This is a genomic window from Mycobacterium sp. NGS29 (genome assembly GCF_059812965.1).
Map to the genome: position 1 here is coordinate 128,808 of NZ_JCALDR010000013.1, position 16,686 is coordinate 145,493.

A 16,686-nucleotide genomic window follows, 5' to 3' on the forward strand; every position below is an offset into this window, starting at 1 on the left:
AATGGATTTCGCATTGGTTGAACTGGACGACGACGACAAAGCATTCCTGGCCGAGGTGCGTAACTTTCTCGCCGAGCATGTCACCGACGAGGTTCGCCGCCGCGACCGCGACACCGGTGACAACTTCGACGAAGGCGTCCACCTGGCGATCGGAGCCGCCGGTTACCTGGAAAAGGAGTGGACGCCGTCTACCCAGGGTGGCTTCAGCCGGGTGCGGCGACGCATCTGGGAGCTGGAGAAGCGCCGGGTGCATACGCCGTGGGTGACGTGGGGGACCACCGCGATGGTGGCGCGGGCAGTCGCGGCGTTCGGAAAACCCGAACTCGTCGAAGAGGTGATGCCCAAGGTCTTCAGCGGAGAAGTGCGGATGTGCCTGGGCTACACCGAACCCGAAGGCGGATCCGACGTCGCCACGTGCAAGACGCGCGCGGTGCGGGACGGCGATCAATGGGTCATTAACGGGTCCAAGATGTTCACCACCGGCGCGCACAACTGCCAGTACGTGTTCCTGATCACCAATACCGACCCGGACGCGCGGAAACACAAGAGCCTGACCATGTTTCTGGTGCCGCTCGACCTGCCGGGCATTGAAATCCAGGGCATCCGCACCGTCGACGGAGACCGGACCAACATCGTGTACTACAGCGATGTCCGGGTCGACGACAAATACCTGCTCGGTGAGGTCAACGGCGGCTGGACCGTGTTGCGCGGACCGTTGGATGCCGAGCACGGAGCGGTGTCGGCGGCGCCGGACGGGCTGCAGGACGTCGCGATCATGGCGCACCAGAGCGGGTTCATGTCCGCCGCGGTCGACGCTGTCGCGGCCCGGGTAGGCCAACCGGGACCGGACGGGTCCCGCCGGGTGGACGACGGATCGGTGGCCTTCCGGCTCGGGCGTAGCGCCGCCCGGCTGGAAGCGGCGCTGTCGACACCGGGTATCTTCGGCCGGGTCGCGCAGGCGCAGACCATGCGTGACATCGGAACCGATCTGATGGACATCGCCGGTCCCGCCTCGGTACTGCCGATCGAGACCGACGGCGCCGCCGACAACGGGACGTCCGAATATCTCTACCGATTCGCCCCGCTGGCCGGGATCTACGGCGGCACGTTGGAGGTGTTCCGCAACATGATCGCCCAGCACGTGCTGGGACTCGGCAAGCCGAACTATTCGCCGCCGGCCACCAAGGTGTCCTGAGGTCCCTCAGGCGTGCGAGGTCGGACTCTGCGGAGACTCCCACTTCGCGGCCAGCGATCTCTTGACCGTGGTGCCCGCCGCCAGTTCGAGCTGGAAGGTTTCACCGCTGTCGCCCTCGAGCGTGACGACGTATCCCTCATCGGTGGCGTCCTTGAACACCACTTTGCACGTCTGCTCACCCGTAGCGCGCACGAGCGCAATGAGATCGCCGGGGGAGACGTCATCGATTCGGTCGTTTCCGGAGATTTCAGCCATGTTCCCGACGCTAGTCGATGGGTCGGATGCCGACTGAGTAGGGCTCAGTCGCGTCTGCCCCGGGTACGGCGTAACCACCGGCCGCGTTTGATGTCCTTTTCCTCGGCGGCCTCGTTCTTTTCGACGACGCGGGTGTCGCGCGGTGGCAACTGCAGTTCGCGCTCGGCGGCGATGCCGGCCTGCAGTTGCCGGCCCCGCTCCAGTTCGGCGTCGAGTTCGGCGCCGAACAACAGCGCCAGGTTGGTGATCCACAGCCAGAGCAGGAACACGATGACGCCGCCCAGCGCGCCATAGGTCCGGTCGTAGCTGCCGAAACGGCTTACGTAGCAACCGAATCCGACGGAAGCGGCGGACCACACCACGATCGCGACCCCCGCGCCGATGCTGAGCCAGCGAAACTTCGGTTGCTGCACATTGGGTGTCGCGTAGTAGAGGATCGCGACTACCAGCGTCACGATCGCCAGCATCGCCGGCCATTTCAGGACGGCCCAGGCGGTCTGCGCGGCACTTCCCAACCCGGTCGCGTTGCCCACCGCCTCGGTGACCGGCCCGCTGACCACGAGCATGACGGCCACCGCCGCGGCCAGCACCAGGCCCGCCAACGTCAGTACCAACTGCAGCGGCCGCAACTTCCACACCGGGCGCCCCTCGGCGATCTCGTACACGCGGTTCATCGCCCGACCGAACGCACCGACATATCCCGACGCCGACCACAGCGCCGCGAGTGCGCTGATGATCAGCGCGAAACCGGCGGACGGGTTGTCGACCACCTGCGCGATGGGTTGACGCAACATGTCGACCGCCGACGCGGGGGCCAGGCCCGCGACCACCTCGAGCAGCGCGTCGGTGGTGCGGCGTCCCTCACCGAAGACGCCGAGCAGCGAGACCATCACCAGTAACGCCGGAAAAACCGACAACACGGCGTAGTAGGTGAGTGCGGCCGCCAGATCCAGGCATTGGTCTTTGCGGAACTCGTACCCGGTCTTACGCAGCACGAACAGCCACGAGGCCTTGGTCAGGTCGTCCGGCGATTGCGGCTTGCTCGGATCGTCGGGATCGAGCGCCCGTTTGCGTTCGGCGCTCGGCGCATCGTCGGTGTCGGATCGGGCCATATCTTCCGGTTCCCGCCGGCGCACTGATTCACACCCCGCGGCGGCCCCCGTCGATGCCAAGAATTCGTTGAGAATCCTCCAAAGCCGCCCGACCAACATGGGGTCAACGCACACAGCATCTCGGCCGAGCAGACCTGGAGAAATCACGAATGACCCTCAACGGCTTCCCCGAAGTTCGGCCGCGTCGATTCGATTGGATGCACCCTCGGGGCCGGGTACTCGCCTACAGCGGATTGCTGGCGTTCAACGCGGGTTCGGTGAATGCGGTGGCGCTGCTGGTGCTGGCGGTGCCGGTCGGCAACCTCACCGGGGTCACCACCCAGCTCGGCATGGACACCGCCCACCCGTGGCGATACGAGAGCCACGTGCTGACCGCCATCCTGCTGGGCTTCCTGGTGGGGGCGGCCGTCGCCGGTGCGCTGTTGGCATCGGTTCGGGCCCCGCTGGCCAGCCGGCATGCCCTGATCCTGTCGGCGCAGGCGGTGTTGCTGCTACTCGCCGCGGCGGCGTTTCCGTCCGACACCCCTGGCTCGGACGCACTGCAAATCAATGCGGTGAAGGTGCACCTGGTCGGACTGGGTTTTGAGAAAACTGCCGTGCAAGCGTTGCTGGCCGCAGCGGCCCTCGGCCTGCAGAACGGGCTGACCTCCAGCTTCCGCGGCATGGCCATCCGCACCACTCACTTCACCGGCACCGTCACCGATCTCGGGCTGATGCTGGGTCGCAGCCGTCAGGACGGCATCGACACGTGGAAGATCGTGACCCTCACCGTGACGCTGTTGCTGTTCCTGTCCGGTGGTATCGCCGGGATCCTGATCGGTGCTCAACTCGGCGGGTGTGCGCTGCTCGTCCCCGCCTCGATCTGTGTGGCGGTCGCCGCGGCCAACATGGTGCAGGGCCGGGAGCGCCGGGCGGTGTTGGTGCCCGCCTGACCTTTGCGGCTCGCGGACGGCCCGCGCGGACGGCTTACGTGGTGAGCACGCTCGCGGCGGCGGTGCCCGGCGCTCCGTACAACTGGGCGAAGCCCACCTTGGGATCGCCGGGAACCTGACGATCGCCCGCCTGTCCGCGTAACTGGCGAACGATCTCGTGGATCTGGCGCAGCCCCGAGGCCCCGATCGGTTCGCCGTTGGCGATCAGGCCGCCGTCGGTGTTGACCGGCATCGGCCCGCCGATCTCGGTGGCTCCGTCGGCCAGCAGCTTCTCCTGCTCTCCGTCAGCGCAGAAACCGCACTCGGCCAGATGGATGATCTCCGCACCGGCGTCGGTGTCCTGCAGCTGAATCACGTCCACGTCAGCCGGGCTCACGCCCGCCTTCTCGAACGCGGCGCGCGCCGCGTAGACCGTCGGCGAAACATCCTCCTGCACCGGCGCGCAGGTGGTGTTCACCTCATAGGCACCGTACTTGCGGGTGCGAACCTCGACCGCCTTGAGGTACACCGGCTTGTCGGTGTAGCGGTGGGCGATGTCCGCGCGGCACATCACCACCGCGGCGGCGCCCTCGTCCGGCGCGCAGAACATGTACTGGGTCAACGGATAGTTCAGCATCGCCGAGTTGAGGATGTCGTCCTCAAGGATCGGCTTGCGCCGGAACGCATTCGGATTCAGCGCACCGTTGCGGAAGTTCTTGGCGGCCACCCTGGCCAGGGTGCGCTGGGAGATGGCGTGGTCGTGCAGGTAGCGGTTGGCTTTCATGCCGAAGAACTGGGTGGTGAGGTACTGGCCGTTCTCGGCGTACCAGCGCGGCATCCCGACCAGCGCGGGATCCTCAGTGAACGCACCCCTGGGGTGCTTGTCCAGTCCGACCGCGAGGCCAATCTCGTAGTCGCCTAACCGAATTCCGTCCGCACAGGCCTTCGCGGCGCTGGCCGCGGTGGCGCACGCGTTGAAAACGTTGGTGAACGGTATCCCGGACAGCCCGACCATTCCGACGATCGCGTCCGGATTGGCCACCGTCCAGCTGCCACCGGTGGCGGCTTGAATATCGGCCCACTGCACACCGGCGTCGGCCATTGCGGCGAAGATGGCGTCGACACCCATCTGCATCGCGGACTTGCCCTCGAACCGGCCGAACGGGTGCAGGCCAACCCCGATGATGGCTACCTCGTGCACTACCCAAACACCCTTCCTGCCGCGATCGGAGGGAACGCTATGACGACAGACTTGTCTATACTACTGTAACCGTTACCGTTGATCGTTCCGAAAGCGTAGCCAACCAAGAAGGGGTCGCCCGTGGGCAAGCACCGCATCGACCGCTTGACGGCGTTGGTCCTGGACAACACCGACGCGTTCGTCGGGGCGATGAGTGCCGACTTCGGAACCCGATCCCAGATGATTCCCTCGGCGGCACCGTTCGGGGGAGTCGGCCGCAGCGGCATGGGGGCCTACCACGGCACAGCCGGTTTCGACACCTTCACCCACTACCGCACGGCGGTCGGTTCGGATCTGCCGTTCAGCATCACCAGCAGCTCGGCGCTACCGTTCCGCAGGTCGATGAAGAGGTATGTCGACGGGCAGTTGTGGTTGGCGCGCAACAGGACTCGCCGCCGTATCAAAAGGGCGCAGTCCAGGCAGGGGGCGGGTTCATGACGACGGCGACGGTGGTGTTCGACCCGTTCTCCGAAGACTTCTTCACCAATCCCTACGACATCTACCGACGGATGCGGGCGGAAGCGCCCGTCTATTACAGCGCCGAGTACGACTTCTACGCGTTGACCCGCCACGCGGATGTGGCGGCGGCGTTCAAGGACTACCAGACGTATTCGTCGGCCTACGGGGTCGACCTGGCGCAGGTGCGCACCGGTCAGGTGGCCGAGCACGGATCGATCATCGCGATGGATCCGCCGGCCCATCGCCGGATGCGCGGCCTGCTGAACAAAGTCTTCACCCCACGCGCCATCCAGGCATTCCGTCCGTTGGTGACCCAGTCCATCGATAAGCATCTCGCCGCGGTGAACCGGAACGGTTTCGACTTCGTCCAGGACTTCTCGGCACTGTTCCCGGTGGACGTGATGACGACGTTGCAAGGTGTGCCCGAACCGGACCGGCAACAGATCCGGCTCTGGATCGACGACCTGCTGCACCGCGAACCAGGCCAGGTCGAAGCGAGCGAGGCCGGCATCAAATCGGCCATCGACATGTCCATCTACTACTACCGGATGATCAAAGCGCGCCGCGAGAACCTGGCCGACGACCTGTTGAGTAAGCTGATCCAGTCGCAGATCGAGCGTGACGACGGTGCGGTGACCCCGCTGAGCAACCTCGAGATCACCGAATTCGCAACGTTATTGGGTGGTGCCGGCGCAGAGACGGTGACCAAGTTGCTGGGTAACGCCGCAGTGGTGTTCGCGCGCAACCCGGATCAGTGGCAGAAGCTGTTGGACGACCGCAGCAAGATTCCGCTGGCGGTCGAGGAACTGCTGCGTTACGAGGCGCCATCGCAGTACAACGTGCGCCACTCGATGCGCGATGTGACGTTGCACGGGGTGACGATTCCCGCCGGCAAACCGGTGTTTCTGGTCGGGGCGTCGGCCAACCGGGATCCGGCGGCCTGGACCGACGCGGACACCTTCGACCTGGACCGTGACCGCACTCAGGCGCAGAATCTGGGTCTCGGCTACGGAATTCACAGCTGCCTGGGTGCGGCCCTGGCCCGGCTGGAAAGCGTGATCGCGCTGGACCGGATGCTGGACTTCATGCCGCGCTACGAAGTCGACTGGTCGGGGTGCCGACGGGTCAACATGCAGAACGTCGCCGGCTGGAGCAATGTGCCGGTGCGGGTGCTGGACTAAGGTCCGGGATCGCGACGCCAGACCAGGGTGCTGTGGATGGCCCTGCCCCGGGCCGAGCGCTGGCTCACCGACAGCGTCAACCGGTCGCCGTCGATGCGGGCGTGCCGAAGTTGAGGCTGTTCCAACAACTCTGGCATGGTCGCGATGACGACCTCGTGGGTCACCGTCGACGCCTGCTCGTCGACGTGGAATCGTCCACCGTAAGAGACGAATTCGGCACCCGGACCCGGCGTCAGCTGTGCGGACATGTGCCCGTCGGTGGTGTAGAGGATGAGCCCGCACGGGTGCTCGCCGAACGGATGCCGCAGTTCGCCGGTTTCTTCGTCGCGGGAGACGAACGATTCCAGTCGCCACCCACCCAACAATGCCGCATGCAGCTCGCCCACCCGGTTGACCCTACCGAATCATTTACAGTACCGTCCACGTTCATGGGCTGTAGGCGTCTGCGGCGATGATCGCCGCGGCCGGTGGCGCGATCAAGATCGATGGGGGCATTCCCATGGAGCTGACGCGCGTACCCTCGGCTGCGACCGAATTGGAAAGCCGCGGCTACGACGGCGGTTGGACCGGGGAGATCAATCACGACCCGTTCCTGCCCATGCTGTTGGCCGCCGAACACACCTCGACAATTCAACTGGGCACCAGCATTGCGGTGGCGTTCGCGCGCAGCCCGATGACGGTCGCCAACGTCGCGTGGGACCTGCAGTCCTTCTCGGCGGGCCGGTTCGTCCTTGGCCTCGGCACCCAGGTCCGGCCACACATCGAGAAGCGGTTCAGTATGCCGTGGAGCCGGCCGGTGGCCAGGATGCGCGAGTTCGTCATGGCGTTGCGCGCCATTTGGAACTGTTGGCAGGGTGGCGGCCGGCTGCGTTTCGAGGGCGACTTCTACACGCACAAGATCATGACGCCGATGTTCACCCCCGAACCGTTGACCTGTGCGCTGCCACAGGTGTTCGTGGCTGCTGTCGGTGCCGCGATGACGGAGATGTGCGGGGAGGTCGCCGACGGGGTGATCGCCCATGCATTCACCACCCGTCGCTATCTGGACGAGGTGACCTTGCCGGCGTTGAACAACGGGCTCCTCCGGGCCGGGCGCGACCGGAGTGACGTCGCCGTGTCCTGTCCGGTGTTCGTCGTGACCGGCCGCACCGAGGCCGAAATATCCGACGCCGCTGCGGGAGTCAGAAAGCAGCTCGCGTTCTACGGTTCCACACCGGCCTACCGCAACGTGCTCGATCTGCACGGCTGGGCCGATCTGCACACCGAACTGCACCGGCTGTCGCGGCAGGGCGAATGGGACGCGATGGGCACGCTGATCGATGACGACATGCTGGCTGCTTTCGCCGTGGTTGCACCCGTCGGCGAACTGGCCGCCGCGCTGCGCGTGCGCTGCCAGGGCGCGGTCGATCGGGTGCTTCCGGCGTTCCCGGCGGTCCTGCCGCGGGCAACGGTCGTGTCGATCCTCGAGCAGTTGCGCTAGAAAGGTACGGCCATGTTGGACAGGGGCACAGACAGGGTCAGGGGCCGCACGGTCGTCGTCACCGGTGGCGCCCGCGGCATCGGATTCGCCACCGCGAGAGCACTATTGGCCCGCGGCGCGCGGGTGGTTATCGGCGACCGCGACGGTGCGGCGCTGGCGGCCGCGGTCACGGAACTTGGTGCTGCGGGCCAGCTTTCCGCTCACCTGCTCGACGTCTCCGATCGGGCGTCGTTCGCCGCGTTCCTGGACCGGGCACGAGGCGACAGCGGCGGCCGCATCGACGTGCTCGTCAACAACGCCGGCGTAATGCCGGTAGGTTCGTTCATCGGGCAATCGCAGCAGGCGTTGCGGTCCGCCATCGAAGTGAACCTCTGCGGGGTGCTCAACGGTTGTCAGCTGGTGTTGCCCGAGATGGTGGCACGCCGGCGCGGGCACATCGTGAACATCGCCTCGATGGCGGGCGTGATGGCGATCCCCGGACAGGTGGTCTACGCGGCGACCAAGTTCGGTGTGGTCGGACTCAGCGTCGCGATGGCCGACGAATTCGCCTCCCGCGGTGTCGATGTCACAGTGGTGCTGCCGCCGTTCACCCAAACCGAGCTGATCGCCGGGACGAACGCCGCCGGTATCGGCAAACCGGTGCGGCCCGAGGTGGTGGCCGCGGCGATCGTCGGCGCGCTGGACAGGCCGCGCACTCATGTGGCGCTGCCGCAACCGACCCGGTTCGTCGGACCGGTGGTGGCGATGCTCGGGGCGCGCGGCCGGCGCTGGTTCAACAAGCGAGTCGGCGCGGACACCCTGTTTCTCGACGACATCGATCACGCGGCGCGGGCCTGCTACGAGCGACGGGCCGAGGCGGCGGTCGGTGTAGTGGACGCCTAGCCACCGCTCGAACACGTTGATTCTGCGGTGAGGGTGTGGCGCACTCGCACTCTTGCACCCTGGACGCAGAGCCAAGGCGGGCGGCGCCCGCCTAACCCGCTTCGGCCTGGGCTCGCGCCCACCGGTAGTCGGCCTTGCCCGACGGGCTGCGCTGGATGACATCGCGAAACACGACCGATTTCGGAAGCTTGTAGCGCGCCAACGACGTTGCGGCATGTGCGATCAACTCGGCGGCATCGGCGCGGGCCCCGTCAGCCAGCGCCACTACGGCCACCACCTCTTGGCCCCACCGCTCGCTGGGACGTCCGGCGACCACCACGTCGGCCACGGCGGGATGGGAGGCGACCGCGGTCTCGACCTCTTCGGCGAAGATCTTCTCCCCGCCGGAGTTGATGGTCACCGAGTCGCGACCCAGCAACTCGATGTGGCCGTCGTCGCGGTGACGGGCACGGTCACCGGGAATCGCGTAGCGCACGTTGTCGATGACCGGGAAGGTCGCGGCGGTCTTGACCGCATCGCCTTTGTACCCCAGCGGAACGTACCCGCGTTGGGCCAGCCAGCCCAGCCCGTCGTGGCCCGGGGGCAGGATCGAGCCGAGATCCTCAGCGGCCACGAAGGTGTCCGGCCCGGCATTGAAGGTACCGGTCGACACCGCCCCCGACATGGACATGTGGTGCATCTGCGCGCCGGTCTCCGAGGATCCGACGCCGTCGATGATGATGGCGTTCGGCAGCACCTCGATCAGCCGTTGCTTGACGTACGGCGTCAGCAGCGCCCCGCCGTTGGCAACGACGGCGAGCGACGACAGGTCGACGTTCGCATTCTCGATCGCCGCGACCAGCGGTCTGGCGATCGCGTCGCCGACCACCGTGACCGCCAGGACCCCTTCGCGTGCGATGGTGCGGACCACCTCGTCGGCATCCAGTCGGTGCACGGTTGCGGGAAACACCACCGACTGCCCGGTGGTCAGCGCCGTCATCACACTCCACTGCGCGGCGCCGTGCATCAGCGGCGGCAACACCATCAGCCTGGTACCCGGGCCGGCCGTCACCCGCGCCACAACGTCCTCGACGGAGCCGACCGGTTGACCGGTGACCAGGTCGCGCCCACCGAAGGAGGTCATGAAGATGTCGGCCTGACGCCACAGCACACCCTTGGGCATCCCCGTCGTGCCACCGGTGTAGAGCACATAGAGGTCGTCGGGCGAGTGCTGTACGGGCGGGGCTTCGGGGCTGGCAGATGCCAGCGCCTCTTCGTAATCGACTGCGCCATCCAGCAATTCGTTGCCCGAGTCGTCGGCGATCTGGATCAGCACTCGCAGCCCGGGCAGATCGGGCAGTATCTCTGCCACCCGCGGCGCGAACTCGGCGTGGTAGATCAGGGCGGTGGCGCCGGCGTCGGCCAACAGGTATTGCAGTTCTTGCCGGACATAGCGGAAGTTCACGTTGAACGGCGCGACGCGGGCGGCGAACGATCCGAGCAGCGATTCGACGAACTCGTTGCCGTTGTAGGCGTAGATGCCCAGCAGATCCTGCCCGGCTTCGTGGCCGGCCAACTCTGCGCGCTCGGTGTGGCAACCCAGTCCGCGCGAATGCAGATAGTTGGCCAGGCGGTTGGCGCGATCGGAGATCTGGGCGTAGCTGAACCGCCGGTCGCCCTGAATTATCAGGTCGCGGTCCGGGATCGCGGCCGCGACGGCCGCCACGACCGCGGGGACGGTGAATTCGGTCTCGGGCACGAGTGTCCTTTCTGCCGAGCAGACGCAGAATCGCACGGATGAGCTTGCCGCAGTGCGATTCTGCGTCTGCTCGCGCCTCAAGGCTGGTGGGGTAGCAGGCGGACCATCAGCCCGTTGGCTTCGGTCAGCACCGTGCCGTCGGTCGCCGTCATGGTAGCGGCAATGAAAACCTTGCGGCCGTCGACTTCGCTGATGCGCCCCGCAGCGGTCAATGGCTCGCCGATCGGCGTGATCTTGCGGTAGTCGACGTGCAGATAGGCGGTGCGGGTGGGCCGGATCTCGGCGGCGGTGACCACCATGCCGAACAACCAGTCGTACAGCAGCGGGATCATCCCGCCGTGCACCGCGTTGTTACCGCCGACGTGGGCTTGGGTGAAATGTCCGTGCATCACCACCCCGTCCGGGCCGGATTCGGTGACGCTCCAGGGCGGCAGCAGGGGATGGCCCAGGCCGGGCAGGCTCAGCACCCGACCGGCCACCGCGTCGACTTCGGGAACCTGGTGGCCGTCCAGGAGCGCGCACGCCTGCTCGATATGACCGGCGGCGGCAGCCCACAGTGCGCTGTCCGGGCGGGTGGAGACGGTCAGATCCTGCAACCGCCGCAGGGCGGCCGCGAAAGGACCCAGTTCCTCAGGTGCGTCTTCGACGGGTCTGACATCGGGGAATCCCCCGCGGGCCGGGGATGCGGTCTCGGTCATTGCGCCGTCCAGGTCTGCACCAGGTCCTCGGTGGTGGTGACGGTGGCCAGCAGCGAGAGCGTATTGGCGATGACGGCCTCGCCGTACTCGGTCGGGATGCCGGCCACTGCGTCGCGGGGCACCACCACCCGGTATGCGGCGTTGACGGCGTCCATGACGAAGTTGGGGATCGCGATGTTGAGCGAGACGCCGACCACCACGACCGTGCTGACCCCCAGGTTGCGCAGCACCGCGTCCAGGTCGGTACCACCCATCGGGCCCACCCCGTGCCAGCGGCAAAGAACCAGATCGGTTGGCGCGGGCCCTAATTCGGGGAGCAGCGCCGCACCCGGGGTGCCCGGGGTGATGTCGACCCGGCCCTGCCCGAGGGTGAAGATCTTGGCGTTGCGGTTGGAGCCCAGCCCGTCCGGACGCTTGTGCACCAAGCAGTGCACGACGTGCACGCCGGCCGCCCGGGCCGCGGGCAGCAGGCGCGCGATATTGGGCAGTGCGACGCGACGGGCCTCCTCGGCGAGCATCGCCAGTCCGGCGTGCGGGCCGATGACCGCACCCTGGCACTCCTGGGTGACGATTGCGGTGTGCCCGGGTCCGACGAGACCGGCAAGTTTGTCCGTCATCCCCGGGCGCCCACTGCCGGTGCCGCGTCATAGAATTGTGTCGCCCATTTTCGCAGTGCCATATAGCCTTTCGCGTCGGTCTTGGACAGCGCCGGGCGTTCCACATATTTCTGGTACCGCCAGATTTCCAGGTCGTCGAAGACGGTGGACAGGAACTGCCTTTCGATCAGCTCGCGCAGCTTGCCCGCAGGCACCGGGGCGTCGTCACCGGGGACGCGCGGCCACCAGATCGAGTAGAACAGGTCGGAACGCTCGTCGTCGACCGGCGTGCAGGTGAAGATCAGCCGATGGTTCTGGGCGCCCTCGAAAACGCTGATCGCCCCGCCGAGGCCGAACAGGTGGCTGTGAAAGATCAGGGCCAGGGCGTCCGGGTCATCGCTGCTCGCGTCCGGCCATCCCGCGGTGAACTGCCATTCGTGCTCGACGATCTTCCAGTCCAACACCCGGGGCGTGACGGTGGCGTGGTGCACGTACTCGAAATGCGCGCTGTCCGGGGCGTTTTCGGCCACGATCTGGGGATGCACCGGTTCGCGTTCGGCGCGCCGGGAGAACTCCGGGTACGCCCGGTAGTAGGCCGCCGGGTCGGTCTCGAACTGCGGGAACTTTTTGAAGATATCGGGCATTTCCCACTGGGGTTCTTTGCCGTCCGGGTGGTGCCAGATGAACACGCAGTCGTACTGCTCCCGCACCGGGTAGACCTGCAGCCGCAGCGCGCGGTTGGGCCGCTCCGGCTGGTAGGGGATGTACCGGTTGGTGCCGTCCGGGCCCCAGCGCCACCCGTGGAACGGGCACTGGAGGCAGTCGCCGACCACCTTGCCGCCATGGCCGAGGTGGGCGCCGAGATGTTTGCAGTGCGCTTCCAGGATGTGCAGTTCGCCGGAGTCGTCGCGGTAGGCGACCAGGTCCTCACCGAAGTACTGCAACGGCCGAGCCTCGCCGACCGGGAATTCCGGGGACCACCCGACCATGAACCACCCGGTGACTTTCCAGGTGAAAGGGACCTGCACGGCGGCGCCTTTCGACTATGGGCTGATACTTAATCTATTACAGTATAGATTTCAGCAACTTGACACCATTCGTCCGGCGCGGGCAAGGAGCTCTATGTCTGGTCACGACCTGCGGGGGAGCCGGTGATTCGGCAGCTCAAGACTTGTGCCAGACCGGAGGTGACGGGTGGATCTTGACGTTCTGGTGATCGGCGCCGGGTTCTCCGGCCTGTACATGCTGCACCGGCTGCGCCAGCTCGGTGTGCGGGCACGGGTGCTGGAGATGGCCGAGAACGTCGGCGGCACCTGGCTGCTCAACCGGTATCCCGGGGCACGCTGCGACATCGAGAGCATCGAATACTCCTACAGCTTCTCCGAGGAGATTCAGCAGGAATGGGTATGGACGGAGTCCATGCCGGCCCAGCCCGAGATCGAGGCCTACCTGAACTTCGTCGCCGACAAGCTCGACCTGCGCCGTGACATCGCGTTCAACACCGAGGTGGTCGCGATGCGTTTCGACGAGGACGCCGCGGCGTGGGAGGTGCGCACGAAGGCGGGTGAAACGCTCACCGTCCCGTTCGTGGTCGCTGCGTCCGGAATCCTCTCGGTCCCTGTGGAACCCGATATCCCCGGGATGGCGTCCTTCGCCGGGACGTCGCTGTACACCAGCCGCTGGCCGCGCGAGGGCTTCGATCTGCGTGGTAAGCGGGTCGGTGTGATCGGCACCGGCTCCACCGGAGTGCAGCTCATTCCCGTCGTTGCGCAGGAAGCCAAGCAGCTCACCGTGTTTCAGCGTTCGGCACCGTACACGCTGCCGTGGCAGGTGCACCGGTTCGAACCCGGGGAGTTGGACGAGATGAAGGCGCGCTACGCCGAGATCCGAGCCGCGCAGCGCGAACATCCGATCGGGGCGGCACGGCTGAGCGCGTTCTCGGTGCTGCTGGAGATGCTGGCCAGCCCGCCGCTGAAGTCAGCGACCCGCGAGCAGCAGCTGCGCGCGATCGAGGAGAACGGCGTGCTGGGCGCGCTGAACTGGAGCGACGTCTTTTTCGATATCGAGGCCAACCAGATGGCCGCGCAACTGTACGGTGAAGCCGTTGCCCGAATTGTGCGAAACCCCGAGACCGCGGCCGCCCTGGTGCCGCGACACCCGTTCGCCTGCAAGCGGCCGATCATCGACCAGGGCTATTACGAGACGTTCAACCGGGACAACGTCACCCTCGTCGACCTGCGCAACGACCCGATCCAGCAGGTGACCCCCACCGGCATCCGCACCGCCCGCGCAGAGCACGAATTGGACGTGATCGTCTATGCCACCGGGTTCGACGCGATGACCGGGGCGTTGAGCCGCATCGACGTCCGCGGCCGCGACGGCATGTCGCTGGGTGAATTCTGGGCCGAGGCAGGCCCGCTGTCCTACCTCGGGTTGGCGGTCGCCGGATTTCCCAATCTGTTCACCGTCCAGGGCCCGGGCAGCCCCAGCGCAGCGACCAACTTCGTGGCTGCGCTCGAACAACACGTCGAATGGATCGGGGACTGCATCGCGTATCTGCGGGGCAACGGGATCCGTACCATCGAGGCGCTGGACACCGCCCAGCAAGAGTGGATCGAGCACGCCACCGCGCTCGTCGCTCCGACGGTGCTGGTACACCCGTCCTGCAGCTCCTGGTACAACGGGGGCAACGTTCCCGGCAAGAAACGGATGTACATGGGCTACACCGGTGGCATCCCCGAATACCGCCGGCGGTGCGACGAAGTCGCGACCACCGGGTACGCCGGATTCAAGCTGAGGTAGGTGATTGGTCGTGTCGTTGGCAACCCGCGGGCTGGGCATCAGCCGGGAACTGGGCATGCTGCTGCCGCGCACCGTGTCCGGGGTCAGGGGGCAGCCGTTCGGGGTGCGCCCCTTCGGCGAGGTGTTCCTGGATGAGCTTGTGCTGACCGGCTTTTCGGTGCTCAATGACGGCAGGCCCACGACGGTGCGGACGGCGCAGGAGTGCGCCGCGGCAGCCGAGGAGCTGTCAGCGCTCGGCATCGACGGAGCCCACGCCGAGCCCGCGCCACTGCACGTGCGCGCCGTCCGACGCCGCCGCATCGCAGGGCTGGCGTACGAGCGCATGACCTTCGAGCACGACCCCGCACTGCCGCAGACGCTGGTGGACGAGGGCTTCGGGGGCGCCGCGCGGGCGGCGGTGCACCTGTGCCGGCACCGTGACGGTCCGCGGCCATGGCTGATCTGGATCCATGGCGCCGGTCAGGGTGGTGCGGAGGACATGTTGATGTCGCGCATCGACCGCGTGCACCGCGGCCTGGGCTACAACGTGGCGATGCCCGTTCAACCCGGGCACGGCTGCCGGCGCGGGTATTGGCCGGCATATCCCGACACCGATCCGCTGGGCAATGTCGCAGGCATGATGCGGTCGGTGTCGGAAATCCGCGCGGTGCTGCGCTGGGTGCGCAAACAAGCCACCACCGTTGTGGTGGCCGGAGTGTCGATGGGCAGCCCGGTGGCCGCACTGGTGTCGCATCTCGAGCGCGACATCGACGCGGTCGCGTTGTACACCCCGATCCTGGGGTTGAACTCGATGATCGCCCGGCACCTGAGCAGGTCGGGTTCGTCGCGCCGGGATTACTGCACGTTGCTGCAATCCGACGTGGTGTCGCAGCTGACGTCGGTGATCGACCCGCTGCGGGCCGACCCGGCCCCGCCGCCGCACCGGCGGCTGATCGTCGCCGCCCGGCATGACCGGATGGCGATGCTGGAACCGGCGCTGGTGTTACAGGAGAGATGGGGCGGGCAACTGTACTGGTATGCCGGCGGACACGTCAGTCACGTGTTCTCCCGCCGGGTTCAGACCGTCTCGGAGCGGTTCCTGCGCGAAGTCAGGGGTTCGGATGAGTGATCGCGTTCTCGACGAGTTGGGCTACTACCTGCTGGCCGGAGCGGGGGGAGAGGGTCCCGCGACCCTGATGGACGAGGCCCGCCGGGGCGAGGAACTCGGCTTCGGCACCGCGTTCATCTCCGAACGATGGAACGTCAAGGAAGCCTCGTCTCTGGTGGGAGCGGCGTGCGCAGTGACCAGCCGCATGCAGATCGCCACCGCCGCAACCAATCACAACACCCGTCATCCGCTGATCACCGGTTCGTGGGCGACGACCATGCACCGGTTGTCGGGCGGCCGTTTCACGCTGGGCATCGGCCGGGGCATCGCCGCGATCTACGGGGCGTTCGGCATCCCGGCGGTGACCACCGCCCAGATGGAGGACTGGGCGAACGTCATGCGCCGGCTGTGGCACGGCGAGCTGATCTTCAATCACGACGGCCCGATGGGCAAGTACCCCATTCTGTTTCTCGACCCGGACTTCGACGAGGACATCCGGTTGGCGTTGGTGGCGTTCGGTCCCAACACGCTGGCGCTGGGCGGTCGGGTGTTCGACGACGTCATCCTGCACACCTACTTCACCCCGGAAACGTTGCAGCGCTGCGTCACCACGGTGAAGACGGCCGCGGAAAAGGCCGGCCGCGACCCCGACAGTGTGCGGGTGTGGTCGTGCTTCGCCACGGTCGGCGACCACCTGCCCGAGCAGCTGCGCCTGAAGAAGACTGTTGCCCGCCTTGCCACCTACCTGCAGGGTTACGGCGACCTGCTGGTGAACACCAACAAGTGGGATCCCGCTGTGCTGCAACGGTTCCGCGAAGACCCGGTGGTGACGTCGATCGCGGGCGGGATCGACCACAAAGCCACGCCCGAGCAGATCGAGCACATCGCGACGCTGATTCCTGAGGAGTGGCTGGAACCGTCGGCCACCGGGTCGGCGCAGCAGTGTGCCGAGCGGGTTCGCCGCGAGTTCGACTACGGCGCCGACGCGGTGATCCTGCACGGCGCCACACCCGACGAACTGGAACCCGTCGTGGCCGCCTACCGGGCCGC

The 16,686-nt window shown here is 66.8% G+C and carries 16 protein-coding genes and 1 pseudogene; 9 read left to right on the forward strand and 8 right to left on the reverse strand.

The window, feature by feature from the left end:
• The first annotated feature begins 1 nt into the window (after position 1).
• Positions 2 to 1,195 carry an acyl-CoA dehydrogenase family protein gene (locus AC5Y5Z_RS18200; RefSeq protein WP_463826552.1) on the forward strand — a complete coding sequence of 398 codons (1,194 nt, stop codon included), beginning with the start codon at positions 2 to 4 and terminating at the stop codon, positions 1,193 to 1,195.
• A gap of 6 nt (positions 1,196 to 1,201) precedes the next feature.
• Here the strand turns inward: AC5Y5Z_RS18200 and AC5Y5Z_RS18205 are convergent, their stop codons facing one another.
• Positions 1,202 to 1,450 carry a hypothetical protein gene (locus tag AC5Y5Z_RS18205; protein WP_463826551.1) on the reverse strand — a complete coding sequence of 83 codons (249 nt, stop codon included), beginning with the start codon at positions 1,448 to 1,450 and terminating at the stop codon, positions 1,202 to 1,204.
• A gap of 44 nt (positions 1,451 to 1,494) precedes the next feature.
• Complete coding sequence (locus tag AC5Y5Z_RS18210; protein WP_499926711.1) at positions 1,495 to 2,562, reverse strand: YihY/virulence factor BrkB family protein; 1,068 nt, start codon at positions 2,560 to 2,562, stop codon at positions 1,495 to 1,497.
• Between the two features lie 149 nt (positions 2,563 to 2,711).
• Here AC5Y5Z_RS18210 and AC5Y5Z_RS18215 point away from each other — a divergent pair, with 149 nt between their 5' ends.
• Positions 2,712 to 3,494 (forward strand): DUF1275 family protein, encoded by a 783-nt coding sequence (locus AC5Y5Z_RS18215; protein WP_499926713.1) that lies wholly within the window; start codon positions 2,712 to 2,714, stop codon positions 3,492 to 3,494.
• Between the two features lie 34 nt (positions 3,495 to 3,528).
• Here the strand turns inward: AC5Y5Z_RS18215 and AC5Y5Z_RS18220 are convergent, their stop codons facing one another.
• Positions 3,529 to 4,674 (reverse strand): thiolase family protein, encoded by a 1,146-nt coding sequence (locus AC5Y5Z_RS18220; protein ID WP_463826548.1) that lies wholly within the window; start codon positions 4,672 to 4,674, stop codon positions 3,529 to 3,531.
• A 183-nt stretch (positions 4,675 to 4,857) separates the two neighbouring features.
• Here AC5Y5Z_RS18220 and AC5Y5Z_RS18225 point away from each other — a divergent pair.
• Positions 4,858 to 5,151, forward strand: a pseudogene (locus tag AC5Y5Z_RS18225) (coniferyl aldehyde dehydrogenase); the annotation flags it as partial.
• On the forward strand, positions 5,148 to 6,353 hold the full coding sequence (locus AC5Y5Z_RS18230) for a cytochrome P450 (RefSeq protein ID WP_499926715.1): 1,206 nt from the start codon (positions 5,148 to 5,150) through the stop codon (positions 6,351 to 6,353). The pseudogene AC5Y5Z_RS18225 and the gene AC5Y5Z_RS18230, both read left to right, overlap by 4 nt.
• Here AC5Y5Z_RS18230 and AC5Y5Z_RS18235 read toward each other — a convergent pair.
• Positions 6,350 to 6,739: a lipocalin-like domain-containing protein gene (locus tag AC5Y5Z_RS18235; RefSeq protein WP_463826546.1), complete on the reverse strand. Its 390-nt coding sequence runs from the start codon at positions 6,737 to 6,739 to the stop codon at positions 6,350 to 6,352. The two genes, AC5Y5Z_RS18230 and AC5Y5Z_RS18235, sit on opposite strands and share 4 nt — an antisense overlap.
• A 65-nt stretch (positions 6,740 to 6,804) precedes the next feature.
• Between AC5Y5Z_RS18235 and AC5Y5Z_RS18240 the strand changes: the two genes are divergently transcribed.
• Positions 6,805 to 7,833: an LLM class F420-dependent oxidoreductase gene (locus tag AC5Y5Z_RS18240; RefSeq protein ID WP_499926717.1), complete on the forward strand. Its 1,029-nt coding sequence runs from the start codon at positions 6,805 to 6,807 to the stop codon at positions 7,831 to 7,833.
• A gap of 12 nt (positions 7,834 to 7,845) precedes the next feature.
• Positions 7,846 to 8,715, forward strand: a complete 870-nt coding sequence (locus AC5Y5Z_RS18245) for an SDR family oxidoreductase (protein WP_499926719.1) — start codon at positions 7,846 to 7,848, stop codon at positions 8,713 to 8,715.
• 91 nt (positions 8,716 to 8,806) lie between these two features.
• On the opposite strand, the gene AC5Y5Z_RS18250 is transcribed toward AC5Y5Z_RS18245, so the two are convergent.
• The 4 genes from AC5Y5Z_RS18250 to AC5Y5Z_RS18265 form a co-directional block, all read right to left on the reverse strand.
• Positions 8,807 to 10,453 (reverse strand): acyl-CoA synthetase, encoded by a 1,647-nt coding sequence (locus tag AC5Y5Z_RS18250; protein ID WP_499926721.1) that lies wholly within the window; start codon positions 10,451 to 10,453, stop codon positions 8,807 to 8,809.
• Positions 10,454 to 10,530: 77 nt separating this feature from the next.
• Positions 10,531 to 11,151 carry a PaaI family thioesterase gene (locus AC5Y5Z_RS18255; protein WP_499926723.1) on the reverse strand — a complete coding sequence of 207 codons (621 nt, stop codon included), beginning with the start codon at positions 11,149 to 11,151 and terminating at the stop codon, positions 10,531 to 10,533.
• Complete coding sequence (locus tag AC5Y5Z_RS18260; protein WP_499926725.1) at positions 11,148 to 11,768, reverse strand: isochorismatase family protein; 621 nt, start codon at positions 11,766 to 11,768, stop codon at positions 11,148 to 11,150. The genes AC5Y5Z_RS18255 and AC5Y5Z_RS18260 overlap by 4 nt, the downstream gene beginning before the upstream one ends.
• Complete coding sequence (locus tag AC5Y5Z_RS18265; protein WP_499926727.1) at positions 11,765 to 12,775, reverse strand: Rieske 2Fe-2S domain-containing protein; 1,011 nt, start codon at positions 12,773 to 12,775, stop codon at positions 11,765 to 11,767. Before AC5Y5Z_RS18265 ends, AC5Y5Z_RS18260 begins: the two co-directional genes overlap by 4 nt.
• A gap of 166 nt (positions 12,776 to 12,941) precedes the next feature.
• Between AC5Y5Z_RS18265 and AC5Y5Z_RS18270 the strand changes: the two genes are divergently transcribed.
• The 3 genes from AC5Y5Z_RS18270 to AC5Y5Z_RS18280 form a co-directional block, all read left to right on the forward strand.
• On the forward strand, positions 12,942 to 14,549 hold the full coding sequence (locus tag AC5Y5Z_RS18270; RefSeq protein WP_499926729.1) for a flavin-containing monooxygenase: 1,608 nt from the start codon (positions 12,942 to 12,944) through the stop codon (positions 14,547 to 14,549).
• 10 nt (positions 14,550 to 14,559) lie between these two features.
• The gene (locus AC5Y5Z_RS18275) at positions 14,560 to 15,657 is read left to right on the forward strand and encodes an alpha/beta hydrolase (RefSeq protein ID WP_463826538.1); all 1,098 of its coding nucleotides are present in this window, start codon (positions 14,560 to 14,562) and stop codon (positions 15,655 to 15,657) included.
• The coding region (locus tag AC5Y5Z_RS18280) for a TIGR03857 family LLM class F420-dependent oxidoreductase (protein ID WP_499926731.1) at positions 15,650 to 16,686 on the forward strand (1,037 nt) is incomplete at its 3' end. The genes AC5Y5Z_RS18275 and AC5Y5Z_RS18280, both read left to right, overlap by 8 nt.

Coding starts and splice junctions, on each gene's coding strand:
- AC5Y5Z_RS18255 (WP_499926723.1), bottom strand. CDS start 11,151: ATGACCGAGACCGCATCCCCGGCCCGCGGGGGATTCCCCGATGTCAGA.
- AC5Y5Z_RS18210 (WP_499926711.1), bottom strand. CDS start 2,562: ATGGCCCGATCCGACACCGACGATGCGCCGAGCGCCGAACGCAAACGG.
- AC5Y5Z_RS18205 (WP_463826551.1), bottom strand. CDS start 1,450: ATGGCTGAAATCTCCGGAAACGACCGAATCGATGACGTCTCCCCCGGC.
- AC5Y5Z_RS18215 (WP_499926713.1), top strand. CDS start 2,712: ATGACCCTCAACGGCTTCCCCGAAGTTCGGCCGCGTCGATTCGATTGG.
- AC5Y5Z_RS18240 (WP_499926717.1), top strand. CDS start 6,805: ATGATCGCCGCGGCCGGTGGCGCGATCAAGATCGATGGGGGCATTCCC.
- AC5Y5Z_RS18260 (WP_499926725.1), bottom strand. CDS start 11,768: ATGACGGACAAACTTGCCGGTCTCGTCGGACCCGGGCACACCGCAATC.
- AC5Y5Z_RS18230 (WP_499926715.1), top strand. CDS start 5,148: ATGACGACGGCGACGGTGGTGTTCGACCCGTTCTCCGAAGACTTCTTC.
- AC5Y5Z_RS18200 (WP_463826552.1), top strand. CDS start 2: ATGGATTTCGCATTGGTTGAACTGGACGACGACGACAAAGCATTCCTG.
- AC5Y5Z_RS18245 (WP_499926719.1), top strand. CDS start 7,846: ATGTTGGACAGGGGCACAGACAGGGTCAGGGGCCGCACGGTCGTCGTC.